Here is a 15,416-nt window from a genome sequence, read left to right as displayed (position 1 = left end):
GCAGGTCGTCCACGCCGGGCGAGCAGTGCGCGGCTCAGCGGCCGGTGCCGCCGTAGACGACGGCCTCGGCCTCGGTGTCGAGCTCGAAGGCCGTGTGCACGGCGCGGACGGCCGCGTCGAGGTTGTCCTCGCGCGTGACGACCGAGATGCGGATCTCCGAGGTCGAGATCATCTCGATGTTGACGCCCGCGTCGCGCAGCGCACCGAAGAGCTTGGCCGAGACGCCGGGGTGGGACTTCATGCCCGCGCCGATGAGCGAGAGCTTGCCGATCTGGTCGTCGAGCTGGATCGACTCGAAGCCGATGGCCTCGCGGACGGCGTTGAGCGCCGTGGTCGCGACCGGGCCGTCCTCCTCGGGGAGGGTGAAGGAGATGTCGGTCCGTCCCGTCGAGGCGACCGAGATGTTCTGGACGATCATGTCGATGTTCGCGCCGGCTCCGGCGACGACCTCGAAGATGCGCGCCGCGGTGCCCGGGACGTCGGGCACACCGACGACGGTGATCTTGGCCTCGCTGCGGTCGTGGGCGACCCCGGAGATGATCGGTGCTTCCATGACGGCCTCTTCCTCGTTCGGTGCTGCGGCGTCGACGACGGCGACGGGAGTGTTGGTGACCAGGGTCCCGGGGGCCCCGGAGAAGGACGACCTGACGTGGACCGGGACGTCGTAGCGGCGGGCGTACTCGACGCAGCGCAGGGCGAGGATCTTCGCGCCGCTGGCCGCCATCTCGAGCATCTCCTCGTAGGTGATGCGGTCGATCTTGCGGGCGCTCGGGACGATGCGCGGGTCGGCCGTGAAGACGCCGTCCACGTCGGTGTAGATCTCGCAGACGTCGGCGCCGAGGCCGGCGGCGAGGGCCACGGCCGTGGTGTCCGAGCCTCCGCGTCCGAGGGTGGTGACGTCGTTCGTGCTCTGCGTGACGCCCTGGAACCCGGCGACGATCGCGACGGAGCCCTTCTCGATCGTCTCGCGGATGCGCCCGGGGACGACGTCGACGATGCGCGCCTTGCCGTGCACGGCGTCGGTGATGACACCGGCCTGCTGCCCCGTGAAGGACTTGGCCTTGACGCCGAGGTTGTTGATCGCCATCGCGAGGAGCGACATCGAGATGCGCTCGCCCGCGGTGAGCAGGATGTCCATCTCGCGCGAGGGCGGGATCGGGGTGATCTGCCGGGCGAGGTCGATGAGCTCGTCGGTCGTGTCCCCCATGGCCGAGACCACGACGACCACGTCGTGCCCTGCCTTGCGGGCCTCGCTGATGCGCTTGGCCACGCGCTTGATGCTCTCTGCGTCGGCGACCGACGATCCGCCGTACTTCTGCACGATGAGTGCCACTGTGCTGCTCCGTTACGTAGCTGGTCCCGTCGATCTAAACGTCCACCAGGTGCTGTCCGAACGGTTCGAGTGTACGACGCGGGGCGACGGCGTCCAGCCGCGGTCCACGACAGCCGTCCGCACCCCGGACGACTGCGAGACGACCGGGCACCGTGGGCCGCACCGCGCCACCCGGGAGGCACGGGCGGGCCGGAGACTGACCGGTCCGGGGGCCGCTCACCAGCCCGACCCGAGCCGGCGCCGGGGTCAGTCCTCGAGCGCCTCGAGCTCCGCCTGGACGACAGGGTCGTCGAGGACGTCGGTCCGCAGGTGCCCGAGGATGAGCGCGAGGACGCGGACCGCGCTCGCGCCACGGTCTCCCCACGACGTGAGGTAGGAGAACTGCCACCACCAGAGCGCCTCGACCACGTGGCCGGCCTCGTAGTGCTGGAGCCCCTGGCCGAGGGCAGCGGCGACGGTCGCGAGGTCGGCCGAGAGCTCGGCATCGCCCGTCGCGTCGCTCAGCACGGGGTCGACGACCTCGGTGTACCCGTCGATGCCCTCGAGCACGAGCGCGAGGCCGATCCGCAGCGGGTCGACGTCGGTCTCCTCGCCGTCGTCAGGCTCGGACCGCGTCGGCGGCACGACGTCGACCATCGCACCGAGCCGCGCGCCGGCGCCGAGCACGTCGGAGGTCGCGAGCAGCAGGAGCGGGATGGCGGCCTCGGGTGCGACGCCTGTGGCGACGTCGACGCAGGTCTGCAGGAACCGCTCGGCCTGCGGCGCGAAGGCGGCGGCGACCTCGCGGACGTCCGTGCCGGGCGTCGAGCCGGCGATGGGTGCTGCTGGGGGCTGGGTCTGGTCAGGCACCGACGACCCTCCGTCCTTCGAAGGCGCGTCCGAGCGTCACCTCGTCGGCGTACTCGAGGTCACCTCCGACGGGCAGGCCCGAGGCCAGACGCGTGACGCGCAGACCCATCGGGCCGAGCATCCGGGCGAGGTAGGTGGCCGTGGCCTCGCCCTCGACGTTGGGGTCCATCGCGAGGATGACCTCTTGGACGGCGCCGTCGGCGAGCCGGGTGAGCAGCTCTTTGATGCGCAGGTCGTCGGGGCCGACGTTGTCGATGGGGTTGATGGCCCCGCCGAGCACGTGATACTTGCCGCGGAACTCGCGGGTCCGCTCGATGGCCACGACGTCCTTGGCCTCTTCGACGACGCAGATCACGGCGACAGACCGACGAGGGTCCTGGCAGATGCGGCACTGCTCGGACTCAGCCACGTTGCCGCAGATCTCGCAGAAGCGGACCTTGAGCTTGACCTCGGTCAGGGCCTCGGCGAGCCGGCGCGCGTCTTCGGCGTCGGCTGCGAGGAGGTGGAACGCGATCCGCTGCGCGCTCTTGGGCCCGATGCCGGGAAGCCGGCCGAGCTCGTCGATCAGGTCTTGGACTGCGCCTTCATACACACCCCTAGCCTACGTGCGCGCGGGCTCGGCGCGGACCTGCGTCGCGCGACCGCTCAGACCTGGCCGTCGACGATCTCGTCGACGATGGTCCCACCGAGGATCTGCGTGACGAGCGGGACGCCGACCAGACCAGACGACACGAGGTCTTCGTCGTCGGGCTGCGGGTCGTCGACCACCTGCGCGCGGGCCTGCTCAGCAGCACGGCTCTCGGCGACCCGACGCTCTGCGGCCTGGCGCGGGGTCTCCCCAGGGAGCGCGTCGCCGCCGGTCTGCGTCGTGGGCTGCGCAGCCTGCTGGGCACCGGCGGCACTCGCCTGGCGGCCGTCGGACGCGGGGCGCGCGCCGCGGTCGGGCTGACGGTCGCGGACAGGTTCGGGTCCGTGGTCGTAGTCCTCCGGCGGCTCTTCGCCGTAGCCGGGAGGAGGCTCTTCGGCGGTCCCGCGCCGCTCGGCCGGGACGGCGCCGCGCCCCGGGCCGTCGTGCTGAGCCGACGGGCTCGACGGGCTGCTGGGTGCGGCCGGAGCTGTCGACGCCGCCGGGGCGGAATTCTGGGCACCCTGAGCTGCAGGAGCACCCTGCTGGGCCGGTGCAGCGGCCGGGGCAGAGACCGTCGCGACGGGCACGTCCCACGAGGCCGCCGCCGCGGCCGGGTCGACGCCCGCCGGTCCGGCCGGTACCTGCGCGGGAGCGGCCGAACCTGCGGCCGGTGCCGGTGCCGGTGCAGCACGGCCGGGCTCTTCGATCCCGCCCTCGACGCGGACGTCGAAGCCGAGGGTCTCGCGCACGGCGCGCTGGACGAGCTCGGCGCCGGGGCCGTTGCGGAAGGTGGTGGCAAGGCCTGTCGAGGCGAAGGTGAGCCTGAGCGTCGTGTCGGAGAGGTCGGCGACCTGCGCGTTCTGCGCGATGAGCGCCCACGTCGACTTCCGCATCCGGCTCAGGGTGTCGAGGACCTCGGGCCACCGACGGCGGAGCATCTCGGCCGACTGCGCGGACTGACCACCGGCTGCGGCGGCAGGCTGCTGCGCGTGCTGGACGGGCTGGTGGTGCGTGGGCTGCTGCGGCGCCGGCTGGTGCTGGACCTGGGCCGGCTGAGCAGCCTGCTGCCGGGGCTCGGCCGGCGCGGACTGCGTCGGAGCTGCGGCTGCTGCGGGGGCGGGAGCGGACTGCGGTCGGGGCTCTGCCTGGGGAGCAGACGCAGCCGGGCCGGGCTCGTCCGAGCCGTGCTCGGCCGTCGCCGAGGCTGGCCCGGCGGTCTCAGCCGGTGCGGAGGACTCGACCGGAGCCCCTGCCACCTGCTCCCGCGAGACCGGGACCGTCGGGAGGTCTTCCCACGGCGGGACGCTCACCGGGCGAGCGGGGGCAGGGTCGGCAGCCGCAGCCGCAGTCGAGGCTGGGGTCGTCTGCGAGGGCCCGTGCTCCTGCGCGCCAGCAGCCGGTACGCCCGGCGCGCTGGTCACGGGTGCACCGACCTCCGGTGCGGCGCTGACCTGCGGTGCAGCCTGCGGCGCGACAGCTGCGGGAGGGGTGACCGCGACCGGCGGTGCAGCCACCTGCGGGGCCTGGACCGGCGCGGACACTCGCGCAGGAGCAGGGGTGCTCAGCCCGACGGGCGCTCCGGCAGCCGCGCCCCGCTCGAGGCGGTCGAGACGCGCCGCGATCCCTGTCGCGGTGTCGTCGACGGCCGGCAGCAGCAGACGCGCGCAGAGCAGCTCGAGGTGCAGGCGCGGCGAGGTGGCGCCGCTCATCTCGGTGAGCGCGGCGTTGACCACGTCGGCCGAGCGCGAGAGCTCGGCCGCTCCGAGGTTCGTGGCCTGGGCCTGCATGCGGGCCAGCTGGTCGGCCGGGACGCTGCGCAGCACCGCCTGGGCGGCCTCGCCCGAGACGGACAGCACGATGAGGTCGCGCAGGCGCTCGAGCAGGTCTTCGACGAATCGGCGGGGCTCGTGCCCTGTCGCGACGACGTGGTCGACCACGCGGAACATGCTCGCGCCGTCGCGGGCGGCGAGCGCCTCGACGACGTCGTCGAGCAGGGTGACGTGCGTGAAGCCGAGCAGCGAGACCGCACGCTCGTAGTCGAGAACACCGCCCTCGGCGCCGGCCATGAGCTGGTCGAGCACCGACAGCGAGTCACGGACCGAGCCGCCGCCGGCACGCACCACGAGCGGCAGCACTCCCCCACCGACGGCGATGTTCTCGCTCGTGCAGAGCTCGCCGAGGTACGTCTGGAGAGTCTCGGGCGCCACGAGCCTGAAGGGGTAGTGGTGGGTCCGCGAGCGGATGGTGCCGATCACCTTGTCGGGCTCGGTCGTGGCGAAGATGAACTTCAGGTACTCCGGCGGCTCTTCGACGATCTTCAGCAGGGCGTTGAAGCCCTGCGCGGTGACCATGTGGGCCTCGTCGAGGATGAAGATCTTGAAGCGGTCGCGGGACGGTGAGAAGGTCGCACGCTCGCGCAGCTCACGGGCGTCGTCGACACCACCGTGGCTGGCCGCGTCGATCTCGACGACGTCGAGGCTCCCGGGGCCGCCACGGGCGAGCTCGACGCAGGACTCGCACTCACCGCACGGCGTGTCCGTCGGGGTCTCGGGGGTGTTCTTCGCGCAGTTGAGGATGCGGGCGAGGATGCGGGCGGAAGTCGTCTTTCCGCAGCCTCGGGGGCCTGAGAAGAGATAGGCGTGGTTCACACGGTCGGAGCGCAGAGCCTGCCGGAGCGGGTCCGTCACGTGCTCCTGACCGATGACCTCGGCGAAGTTCTCGGGACGGTAGCGGCGGTACAGGGCTGTGCTCACCCCGCCACCTTAGACGGTGCACCTGACAGCGCCGAGCCGCGGTCCAGGCACCACCAGCAGCCGCCGGCACGACGACGGCCGGCCGTCCCCCGCACGAGGCGAAGGACGACCGGCCGTCGTCCTGGGTGCTGCCGGGCTCAGCGGTGCAGCGCCCTCTTCGCGAGCCAGTTGCCGAAGTACTGGGCGACCTGGACGATCGCCACGATGACGAGCACCGCAGCCCAGGTGACCTCGTCGTTGAACTTCTGGTACCCGAAGCGCAGCGCGAAGTCTCCGAGACCGCCACCACCGATCGCACCGGCCATCGCGGACATGTCGATGACCCCGACGAACAGGAAGGTGTAGCCGAGGATCAGCGGTGCGAGGGCCTCGGGGATGAGCACCGACCAGATGATGCGGAACCGTGAGGCGCCCATCGCGCGGGCTGCCTCGACGACGCCCGGGTCGAGGGCGACGAGGTTCTGCTCGACGATCCGCGCGAAGGCCACGGCCGCCATGAGCGTCATGGGCAAGATCACGGCCTGGACGCCGATCGTCGCGCCCGTGACCTCGTAGGTGACCGGACGGATCGCCGTGACGAAGATGATGAACGGGATCGGCCGCACGAAGTTCACGATCACGTTGAGGACGTTGAAGACGACGGGGTTGGACAGCAGGTTGCCCTTGCGCGTCGTGTAGAGGCCGAGGCCGATGAGGAGCCCGACGAGCCCACCGAGGAGCATCGTGGCCGAGACCATCTGGAGGGTCTCGCCGAGGGCTGACCACAGGCGTGGGCCGAGCACAGACCAGTCGGTCATCGCGGGTCTCCCTCGGTGGTCGGTCGCTGGGTGCGGGGCTTGTCGAACCTCGGGGCGCCAGGGCTCAGCGCCCCGGAGTCCGAGGCCCCTGCGAAGGTCGCGCCGGGCGCCGGGTAGGCGACGTCGAGCGCTGGGTCGTGCGGTGACGAGGCGTCGGCGCGGCCGGACCCGCCGTCAGCCTCCGGGGCCGGCGCGGCCGCGGCGTCGGCGGCCCGCGGGTCGACGAGCGGGTGGGCTGCCGTCCCGAGGTCGGTCACGTGCGTGTAGCCGCGCAGCGTGGCGATGCACTGCTCGATCGCCGCCTCGTCGCCGACCAGCTCCCAGGTGAGCGAGCCGAAGGGGCGCTCGCTGACCTCGGAGATCCCGCCGAAGACGACGGTGCCCTGCACGTCGTTGTCACGCAGCACGTCGGTGATCCGCCCGCCGGACGAGCCGTCTTCGTGGACGGCCACCGTGACCAGCCTGTGCGGGTGGCGGTGGCGCAGCCGCTCGAGCACCTGCGTGCTCGGCCGGTCCTTGACCGTCGCCCCGACGAACCGGCGCGTGGCGCGGTGCTGGGGGTCGGCGAAGACCGGGTACACGTCGCCGGACTCGACGACCTTGCCCTGCTCCATGACCGCGACCCTGTCGCAGATCGACTTCACGACGTCCATCTCGTGGGTGATGACCACGACGGTGATCCCGAGCTCCCGGTTGACCTTCTTCAGGAGGGCGAGGACGTCCTGGGTGGTCTCGGGGTCAAGGGCGCTCGTCGCCTCGTCAGCCAGCAGGATGCTCGGGTTGGTCGCGAGCGCGCGGGCGATCCCGACGCGCTGCTTCTGGCCGCCCGACAGCTTGTTGGGGTACTGCTTGGCCTTGTCCGCGATGCCGACGAACTCGAGGAGCTCGGCGACACGGGCCTTCCGCTTCGCGCGGTCCCAGCCCGCCACCTTGAGCGGGTAGGCGATGTTGCCCGCGACGGTCCGAGAGGACAGCAGGTTGAACTGCTGGAAGATCATCCCGATGCCCGCGCGGACTGTGCGCAGCTGGCTCTCGGAGCGCCCTGTCAGCACGGTGCCGTCGACCTCGACGGTCCCGCCCGACACGGTCTCGAGGGCGTTGATCAGCCGCACGAGGGTCGACTTGCCCGCACCGGAGTAGCCGATCACCCCGAAGATCTCGCCCTTGCGGATCTCGAGGGTCACGCCGTCGACGGCGTTGAAGGGGCCTGAGCTGCCCTTGAAGGTCTTGGTGACGTCGGTGAACCTCACCATGGCGGTGTGGCTAGCGCTCATGCGCTGCTCCGTTCGGCAGGGATGGGGACGGTCGATCGTGGCACGTGCACGCGTCTCGCGCTCGGTGCGCGGTGCGGACCTGTGGGCGAGGCGTGGAACGCACCGAGGGTGGACCGGCGCTGGCCGGTCCACCCTCGGTGCTCTCAGGCGTCAGCCCTTGAGGTTCGACTCGATCTCGTCGAGGTAGCCCTGGAGCGTCGCGCCATCCTGGTCGGCGATGACGGCGCTGCCGCCCGACGCCTCGAGGAGAGCGTCCTGGACCTCGGGCGAGTGCGAGATCTCGATGAGCTTGAGGAAGGTCTCGTCGTCCTTGTCAGCCGCGCGGGACACCCACACGTTGATGTACGGACGGGCGCCCTCGGCCTCGGCCGAGTCCTGGTAGAGCGCGTCGTCCGCGGCGAGGCCGGCGTCCTTGATGAAGTCGTTGTTCACGACGGCACCGTCGATGCTGTCGAGGTTCACAGCGGTCTGCGTCGCGTCGACAGGGGTGACGGTCACGGTCGACTCGTCGGCGAGGACGTCGAGCTCGGTCGAGACGGACGAGCCGCCGTCCTTGAGCTTGAGCAGGCCGGCGTCCTGGAGGACGAGGAGCGCACGGGCCAGGTTGGTCGGGTCGTTCGGGATCGCGATCTCGGCGCCGGCCGGGATCTCCTCGACCGACGAGTACTTGGAGGAGTAGAGGCTCAGCGGGTAGACGGCCGTCGCGCCGATCGGCGTGAGGTCCTCACCGGTGTTGGTGTTGTACTCCGCGAGGTACTGGAGGTGCTGGAACTGGTTGAGGTCGATCTCCTCCGACGTCAGCGCGGCGTTGGGGAGGTCGTAGCTGCCCAGGTCCTTGATCTCGACGGAGATGCCCGCGGCCTCAGCCTGCTCCTCGAAGACCGACCACTGGTCGTCGGCCGCGGCGTTGACGACGCCGATGACCACAGGGTTGGACTCGTCGCCCTTCGCGGCGTCCGAGGACTCGTCCGAGCCGCAGGCGGCGAGGCCGAAGGTCAGTGCTGCGACGAGGCTGGCGGCGCCGAGGGTGCGGGCCGTACGGGTGGAGCGAGACATGGTGGTCCTTCCGGGTGGTGCGCAGGTCTGTGCGCATCGAGGAGCAGCCGACGGCTGCGAGCGTGTGCTGTGAGGTGTGGGGGCGCGTCGTCACGGGCGCGGGGCCCGGGTCGTGCGTGGTCGCTGTCGTCAGGCGCCGCGGGGCGGGCCGTCGTCACGCGGAGGGCGTGGACAGGGAGAGCGGGGCGTGCGTGTCGCACGGCTGGTCACCGGGGTCGTCCCCGGTCCGGGTGGGTCGCCAGGTCAGCGACAGCACCCACCGGGCATCGACGACATCGACGCGCTACGACAGCACATCATCGGGCGGCGCGGTGCGCAGGCCCGGGTGACGGTGGCGTAGGTCGACGTGAACATGCCTCCATGATGGGGCGGCAGATGCGGGCAGCACCAATTGCTGGACCATAAATCTCACGATGCGAACGCTGGAGCAATCGCCTGCTGAGATGAACCCGGGCCAAGCTCGCAAAATGCCCGATCGGGCGCGCAAAAGACCCCCCGCACACCCATCAGAGCTCACCTGCCCTTGCTGCCTTCCGGCCCTGGGGGAGTTCAGTGAGATGACGCCGCACGAGGGGTCAGCCCCCAGGTTAACCCAGCCGCCCGCCGGGAGGTAAATCGGCCGTGCCCCAGACCGTCACGAGGCAGTGACGAGGCCGTGACGAGGCCTCGACAGACCTCGTCGGGAGTGACCCCCGCCACGTCCGACCCCGTCGGGACCTCACGATTCGGCCCCACGGCAGATCGTCCGGTACTCTCGTGACGCTGGCCTCGGCCGGTGCGTGCTGGAGGATTCGCCTAGTGGCCTATGGCGCCGTCTTGGAAAGGCGGTTGGGTTAACGCCCTCGGGGGTTCGAATCCCCCATCCTCCGCAGCAGACGTAGCCCCCTCCCGGGATCCGGGAGGGGGCTACGTCGTTCCCGGACACCTCTCCCGCCGGTCGTCTCGCCCCTCGAGCCCCCGTGGGCCCCACCTCTGCCCCACACGAGCACCCGGTGGTTCAATGAGACGTGGCCGCACACGAGGCATCACCACCCGACATCTGGGGCGGCTCGCGCCCGAGCTCGGCCCAGACCGGCCTGCTCATCGCGTCGGCGCTGACCTCCGAGACCTTCGCCCCCTCGCTCGCCCCGCGCAGCGCAGTCGACCAGGGCCTCGTGACAGGCCTCTCGGTCGCCTCGCACTATCTCGTCGCGGTCGCCGCGCAGGACGCCCTCTCCGGCCTCGCCGAGCGCCTGGTCGGCTCGACCTTCCTGGTCGGCTCTCCCTGGCTCCCCGAGCAGCACCGCACCCGGGTCCTCGAGATCTCCGTCGACCTGCTCGCCGTCCCCGTCGGGACCAGCCTCGCCCTGCTCGTCCCCGCAGCACCCCGAGAACGCACGGTCCGCGCACTGGCACGGTTCGCCGCGTGCCGGGTCGCGCTCTCCGGAGCGGCCGGAGCGTCGCTCGACCTCGGCCACGCCGGCGCAGTGCACCTCGACCGTACCCTCGGGCTGAGCGGCACCTTCGCGCGCGTCCCGCTCTCCATCCCCCTGGGCGCAGGCGTGGCCTATGTCGTCGAGCGCAACAGGTCGCACCAGCAGCTGCCCACCCCGGACCTCGAGTCGGTCAGCTCGAACACCCGTCTCGTCTCTGTCCTCGTGGCGGGCGGGGTCGTCGTCGGCCTCAGCGGCTTCGCAGCCGCGGAGGGGCTGCTCACCCGCAGGCTCGGCGACGCCCTGCACCAGGTGCTGCCCGGCACCACCGGATTCTGGCGGGTGGTGGCGCGGGGCGCGAGCCTGGGCGCGGTCAGCACAGCGGGCGTCGCCCTGTGGGACCGCGCCATGCAGCGCATCGAGACCGCCACGCTCACCGACGAGGCCAGGATCGCCGGGCTCGACCCGACGACGGTCACCACCTCGACAGTCAGCGGCTCCGGCCGCAGCCTCGTCCCGTGGGACACGCTCGGACGAGAAGGACGCCGTCACGTGCTGTCTCGGGTCCCGACCCGGCCAGCCGCCGCGGGGGGCACGGTCGACGCGCGCGAGGACGTCGGCGCACCGCCGCGCCCCTTCGTCGACGCCCTGGTCGGACCGGCCACGGACTCGCCCGACTTCTCGATCGAGACCGTCATGGGCCGCCCCGCCGTCGCCGAGCCTGTCCAGGTGTACGTCGGCCTCGACAGCGCACCGACCCCGCGGGACAGGGTCGACCTCGCGCTCGCCGAGATGGAACGGCTCGGCGCCTTCGACCGCTCGCTGCTCGTGCTGGTGTCACCGACCGGGACCGGCTACGTCAACTACGTCGCGCTCGCGGCTGTGCAGTACCTCGCGCTCGGTGACGTCGCGACAGTCACCATGCAGTACTCGAAGCGTCCGTCTCCGCTCTCCCTCGGCAAGGTGTCCGTCGCCCGCGAGCAGAACCGGCGCCTGTGGATGCGCATCGTCGCGCGGCTGCGCGAGATGCCCGAGCACCGCAGACCTCGGGTCGTCGTGTTCGGCGAGAGCCTGGGGGCGCTGACGAGCCAGGACGTCTTCGTCGACTGGGGCACGATCGGCCCGGCGGCCCTCGGGATCGAGCGGGCGCTGTGGGTCGGCACGCCTCGCACGAGCCGGTGGATGACCGAGGTCACGACGCCCGACAGGCTCGAGGTCGACCCCGACACCGTGGTCGTCGTCAACGACTACCCGCAGCTCGAGGAGCTCGGGCCGGAGCGGCGCGCCAGGCTGCGGTACGTGCTGGTCAGCCACGACAACGACGGCGTGACACGGCTGGCCCCCGACGTCGCCTTCTCCAGGCCCGACTGGCTGAGCCCCGAGGCCCGCACGCCCCGGCCTGCGCCTGTCTCGTCGGACGTCCCGGTCAGTCCGCGCGGGACACCGCCGTGGGCCCGCTGGCGCCCCGTCACGACCTTCTTCCAGACGCTCGTCGACATGAAGAACGCGCAGGCACCGGGCCCCTACCGCGCCTGGGCCCACGACTACAGGCCCGACCTCGTGCGGTTCGTCAGCGCCGTCTACGACCTCCCCGCCGACCCGGAGGTGCTGCGCAGACTCGACCACGTCCTCGAGGCCCGCGAAGAGCTGCGCGAGACCCTGATCGCCCACGCCGAAGAACGGCGTCGTGCCGCCGAGGAGCGCTCGCCCACTACAGTGGCGCCATGATCTTCAAAGGCGTGGGCGACGGTCGCCCCTACCCCGACCACGGTCTGGTGAGCACCAAGGACTGGGCTGCGGTCCCGCCCCGGCAGGTCCGCCTCGAAGAGCTCGTCACCACCAAGCGCGAGCTGAATCTCGACAATCTCCTCGCAGAAGACTCCACGTTCTACGGCGATCTGTTCGCCCACGTCGTCCAGTACAAGGGCATCATGTACCTCGAGGACGGCCTGCACCGCGCGGTGCGAGCCGCCCTCCAGCAACGTGCGCTGCTGCACGCACGTGTCCTCGTCCTGGACTGACCCGCACTCAGAGAGGCTTGACAGATGACTACGCCGGATGACGTCCAGCGCGCCCGCACGCAGCGCCGACGGCGCAAGCACGAGCGACAGGCGCTCGTCTTCGGCCTGCTCATCGCCTTCTTGGCCGTGTCCGGGCTCGCCGCGGCCGCCGTCTACACGGGAGCCGTCGACGCGCCCTTCGACCGCGGCTTCAGCGAAGAAGAGGTCGTCCGGGACCAGGTGGCGGCCCAGCCCTGCCTGCCCGACGGGACGCTGCCAGTGCCGTACCAGCAGATCACCGTGAAGGTCCTCAACGCGACGAACCGCTCCGGCCTCGCCGGCCAGGTGTCCGACGCGCTCGCCAGCCGCAGCTTTGTCATCAGCGCGACCGAGACGCAGGAGGCGAAGCTCAACGACGTGCGCATCTCCTTCGGCACCCAGGGCCTGGCCTCCGCCTACACCCTCGCAGCGCAGTTCCCCACGGCCAACCTGTTCTACGACGCCCGTGAGGACGCGAGCGTCGACGTGGCACTCGGAGAGTCGTTCACCGAGCTCGTCCCGGCCGAAGAGGTGGGCCTCGCGGCCGACTCCCCCATGGCGTCGGTCGACGGGTGCCGCTCCCTCGACAGCCTCACCCCCGAGCCTGTCGTCGTGCCCACCCCGCCAGCAGAGGAGGGCGCACCCGCCGAGGACGCGCCCGCCGAAGAGGCACCGGCTGCAGGCTGACGCCTGATGGCGTGACCGGCCGATCGACTGATCGACTGATCGTCCGTGGGAAGAGCTCCGGGCTGGGCACGGGCGCCGTGCGCCTGTGCCCAGCCCGGAGCTGTCTCGGTCCGTCCCGAGCCCGTGCTCGGTTCCTCCCGAGCCCTGCCTCAGCTCTTCTCGAGCTCGACCCCTGCCGGAGCCGACGCGGGCGACGCGGCTTCCTGGCTGGTCCCCCGCCACCGCGCCAGCGCTCGCATGAGGTGGTAGACGACGAGCGTGACCGCGGTGCCGATCGCGATGCCCTCGAAGGCGAGGTCGCCCGGGGTCCAGCTGAAGTTCGCGATGCCGACCACGAGCGCGACGGCAGCGGTCGTGAGGTTCACGGGGTCGGAGAAGTTGACCTTGTTCTGCACCCAGATGCGGGCACCCAGCATGCCGATCATGCCGTAGAGCAGGGTCGAGGCACCGCCGAGCACCCCTGCGGGGACCGAGGCGATGGCCTCGCCGAACTTCGGCGAGAGGCTCAGCAGGAGCGCGCCCGCGGCGGCGACCCAGTACGCGGCGGTCGAGTAGACGCGGGTCGCGGCCATGACGCCGATGTTCTCGGCGTAGGTGGTCGTCCCCGAGCCGCCACCGACACCGGCGAGGCTGGTCGCGATGCCGTCGGCGAGCAGCGCGCGCCCGGCCAGGTGGTCGAAGTCCTGCCCTGTCATGGCGGCGACAGACTTCACGTGGCCGATGTTCTCGGCGATCAGCACGAGGACCACAGGGACGAACAGACCGAGGACCGACACCTGGAAGGTCGGCGTGGTGAACTCGGGGAACCCGACCCACGAGGCCGTCTCGACCTTGCTGAAGTCGACCTCGCCGCGGACCACGGCTGTCACGTAGCCGACCGCGACACCGAGCAGGATCGCGAGCCGTCCGAGGATCCCGCGGAACAGCACCGTGGCGAGGATGATCGCACCGAGGGTCACGAGGGCCGTGACGGGCGCCTGCTCGAAGTTCGCCTTGGCAGCCGGTGCCAGGTTGAAGCCGATGAGCGCGACGATCGTGCCGTTGACGACAGGCGGCATGAGCGAGTTGATCCAGCGCGCCCCGGCGAAGTGGACGATCACGCCGACGACGGTGAGCGTGAGCCCCGCGACGAGGATGCCGCCGACGGCGACAGACTGGCCGCCCGAGGCTGTCGCGGCACCGATCGGCGCGATGAAGGCGAAGCTCGACCCGAGATAGCTCGGCAGGCGGTTGCCGGTGATCAGCAGGAAGACGACGGTGCCGACAGCCGAGAAGAACAGCGTGGTCGCCGGGGAGAAGCCCGTGAGGATCGGGACCAGGAAGGTCGCGCCGAACATGGCGACGATGTGCTGCAGACCGATCCCGATCGTCAGCGGCCAGGCCAGCCGCTCGCCGGGGGCGACGACGTCCGTCGGGCCCATGTGCTTGCCGTCACCGTGGATCGTCCAACCAAAGCTCACCGTGTGTCTCCTGCGTCCGTGACTCGCCGGCTGGTGCCGGTCCACGGAGCAGACTACTGCGGGGGTCCTAGGACCCCCGCAGCCGTCTCGGCCCTCTCGCAGGTGTCAGGCGCCCTGCCGGAGCCGACGTGTCTGCAGGCGCGAGCCGGTCTGGGGCGTCACCCGATCTGGAGGCGTCAGCCGATCTGCGGTGCGACTTCGCGGGCGACGAGGTCGAGGTGCTCGAGGTCGGCCATGTCGAGGACCTGCAGGTAGACGCGTGAGGCTCCGTGCTCGGCGAGCGTCCCGAGACGGTCGACGACCTCGCTCACGGTGCCCGCGACACCGTGCTCGCGGAGCTCGGCGGGCTCGCGGCCGATCGCGGCGGCCCGGCGGGAGAACTCGGCCTCGTCAGCGCCGACGCACATGACCAGGGCGGCGGAGTAGGTGAGGTCGTCGGCCGGGCGACCGGCCTCCTCGCAGGCCGCGCGCACGCGCGCGAACATCTGCGGGATGTCGTCGATCTCGGGGAAGGCCGCGTTGAACTCGGTGCCGAAGCGCGCGGCGAGGGCCGGTGTGCGCCTGGGACCGTTGCCGCCGACGATCACCGGGACCGGGCTTTGCACGGGCTTGGGCAGCGCGGGCGAGTCGGTCAGCGTGTAGTGGGTGCCGTCGAAGGAGTACTTCTCGCCGACAGGTGTGGACCAGAGGCCCGTGATGATCTCGAGCTGTTCTTCGAGCATGCCGAAGCGCTTGGCCGGGAACGGCACGCCGTAGGCGGCGTGCTCCTCCGCGAACCATCCGGTGCCGAGACCGAGCTCGACGCGCCCGCCGCTCATCTGGTCGACCTGGGCCACCTGGACGGCGAGGAGCCCGGGGTGACGGAAGGTCGCGGATGTGACGAGGGTGCCCAGCTTGATCCGGCTCGTCTCACGGGCCAGCGCCGCGAGCGTCAACCACGCGTCGGTCGGCCCGGGCAGGCCGTCGCCGCCCATCGTGAGGAAGTGGTCGGAGCGGAAGAACGCGTCGAAGCCGAGGTCCTCGGTGGCCTTGGCCACCGCGAGGATGTCGTCGTAGGTCGCGCCCTGCTGCGGTTCGGTGAAGATGCGGAGGTCCATGCGACCAGCCTACGGCGGCTGACGAGGCCCG

12 protein-coding genes, 1 tRNA gene and 1 other RNA gene are annotated in these 15,416 nt (G+C 71.3%); 4 read left to right on the top strand and 10 right to left on the bottom strand.

Features of this window, described 5'->3' with window-relative positions:
* Nucleotides 1–34 precede the first annotated feature (34 nt).
* From ASG53_RS16230 to ffs, 8 genes are all read right to left on the bottom strand, one after another.
* Nucleotides 35–1,333, bottom strand: coding sequence for an aspartate kinase (locus ASG53_RS16230; RefSeq protein WP_056135764.1), 1,299 nt, complete (start codon nucleotides 1,331–1,333; stop codon nucleotides 35–37).
* Between the two features lie 246 nt (nucleotides 1,334–1,579).
* The gene (locus tag ASG53_RS16225) at nucleotides 1,580–2,182 is read right to left on the bottom strand and encodes a DUF5063 domain-containing protein (protein WP_082544129.1); all 603 of its coding nucleotides are present in this window, start codon (nucleotides 2,180–2,182) and stop codon (nucleotides 1,580–1,582) included.
* Nucleotides 2,175–2,774, bottom strand: a complete 600-nt coding sequence (gene recR, locus ASG53_RS16220) for a recombination mediator RecR (RefSeq protein ID WP_012865503.1) — start codon at nucleotides 2,772–2,774, stop codon at nucleotides 2,175–2,177. The genes ASG53_RS16225 and recR overlap by 8 nt, the downstream gene beginning before the upstream one ends.
* Before the next feature lie 53 nt (nucleotides 2,775–2,827).
* The gene (locus tag ASG53_RS16215) at nucleotides 2,828–5,563 is read right to left on the bottom strand and encodes a DNA polymerase III subunit gamma and tau (protein WP_056135760.1); all 2,736 of its coding nucleotides are present in this window, start codon (nucleotides 5,561–5,563) and stop codon (nucleotides 2,828–2,830) included.
* Between the two features lie 137 nt (nucleotides 5,564–5,700).
* Complete coding sequence (locus tag ASG53_RS16210; RefSeq protein WP_056135758.1) at nucleotides 5,701–6,360, bottom strand: methionine ABC transporter permease; 660 nt, start codon at nucleotides 6,358–6,360, stop codon at nucleotides 5,701–5,703.
* Nucleotides 6,357–7,634: a methionine ABC transporter ATP-binding protein gene (locus ASG53_RS16205; protein WP_056135756.1), complete on the bottom strand. Its 1,278-nt coding sequence runs from the start codon at nucleotides 7,632–7,634 to the stop codon at nucleotides 6,357–6,359. Before ASG53_RS16205 ends, ASG53_RS16210 begins: the two co-directional genes overlap by 4 nt.
* A 150-nt stretch (nucleotides 7,635–7,784) precedes the next feature.
* The gene (locus ASG53_RS16200; protein WP_056135753.1) at nucleotides 7,785–8,690 is read right to left on the bottom strand and encodes a MetQ/NlpA family ABC transporter substrate-binding protein; all 906 of its coding nucleotides are present in this window, start codon (nucleotides 8,688–8,690) and stop codon (nucleotides 7,785–7,787) included.
* A gap of 483 nt (nucleotides 8,691–9,173) precedes the next feature.
* Nucleotides 9,174–9,270: signal recognition particle sRNA small type (ffs, locus tag ASG53_RS19635), an RNA gene on the bottom strand.
* Between the two features lie 204 nt (nucleotides 9,271–9,474).
* Between ffs and ASG53_RS16195 the strand changes: the two genes are divergently transcribed.
* The 4 genes from ASG53_RS16195 (at nucleotide 9,475) to ASG53_RS16180 (ending at nucleotide 12,828) form a co-directional block, all read left to right on the top strand.
* Nucleotides 9,475–9,559 (top strand) — tRNA-Ser (locus ASG53_RS16195).
* Nucleotides 9,560–9,697: 138 nt separating this feature from the next.
* Nucleotides 9,698–11,830 carry an alpha/beta-hydrolase family protein gene (locus ASG53_RS16190; RefSeq protein ID WP_056135749.1) on the top strand — a complete coding sequence of 711 codons (2,133 nt, stop codon included), beginning with the start codon at nucleotides 9,698–9,700 and terminating at the stop codon, nucleotides 11,828–11,830.
* Nucleotides 11,827–12,123, top strand: a complete 297-nt coding sequence (locus ASG53_RS16185) for a type II toxin-antitoxin system VapB family antitoxin (RefSeq protein WP_056135746.1) — start codon at nucleotides 11,827–11,829, stop codon at nucleotides 12,121–12,123. The genes ASG53_RS16190 and ASG53_RS16185 overlap by 4 nt, the downstream gene beginning before the upstream one ends.
* Before the next feature lie 24 nt (nucleotides 12,124–12,147).
* Nucleotides 12,148–12,828, top strand: coding sequence for a LytR C-terminal domain-containing protein (locus ASG53_RS16180; protein ID WP_056135743.1), 681 nt, complete (start codon nucleotides 12,148–12,150; stop codon nucleotides 12,826–12,828).
* Between the two features lie 149 nt (nucleotides 12,829–12,977).
* Here ASG53_RS16180 and ASG53_RS16175 read toward each other — a convergent pair whose 3' ends face one another.
* Both ASG53_RS16175 and ASG53_RS16170 read right to left on the bottom strand, forming a co-directional pair.
* A complete protein-coding gene (locus ASG53_RS16175) occupies nucleotides 12,978–14,288 on the bottom strand; it encodes a uracil-xanthine permease family protein (RefSeq protein WP_056135740.1) in 1,311 nt (436 codons plus the stop codon).
* 176 nt (nucleotides 14,289–14,464) lie between these two features.
* Entirely contained in the window at nucleotides 14,465–15,385 is a 921-nt protein-coding gene (locus ASG53_RS16170; protein WP_056135735.1) for an LLM class F420-dependent oxidoreductase, read from the bottom strand.
* Between the last annotated feature and the right edge of the window lie 31 nt (nucleotides 15,386–15,416).

The sequence above is a fragment of the Sanguibacter sp. Leaf3 genome (assembly GCF_001425965.1).
Lineage (GTDB): Bacteria > Actinomycetota > Actinomycetes > Actinomycetales > Cellulomonadaceae > Sanguibacter > Sanguibacter inulinus.
This window is presented reverse-complemented; position numbering and strand designations above follow the sequence as displayed.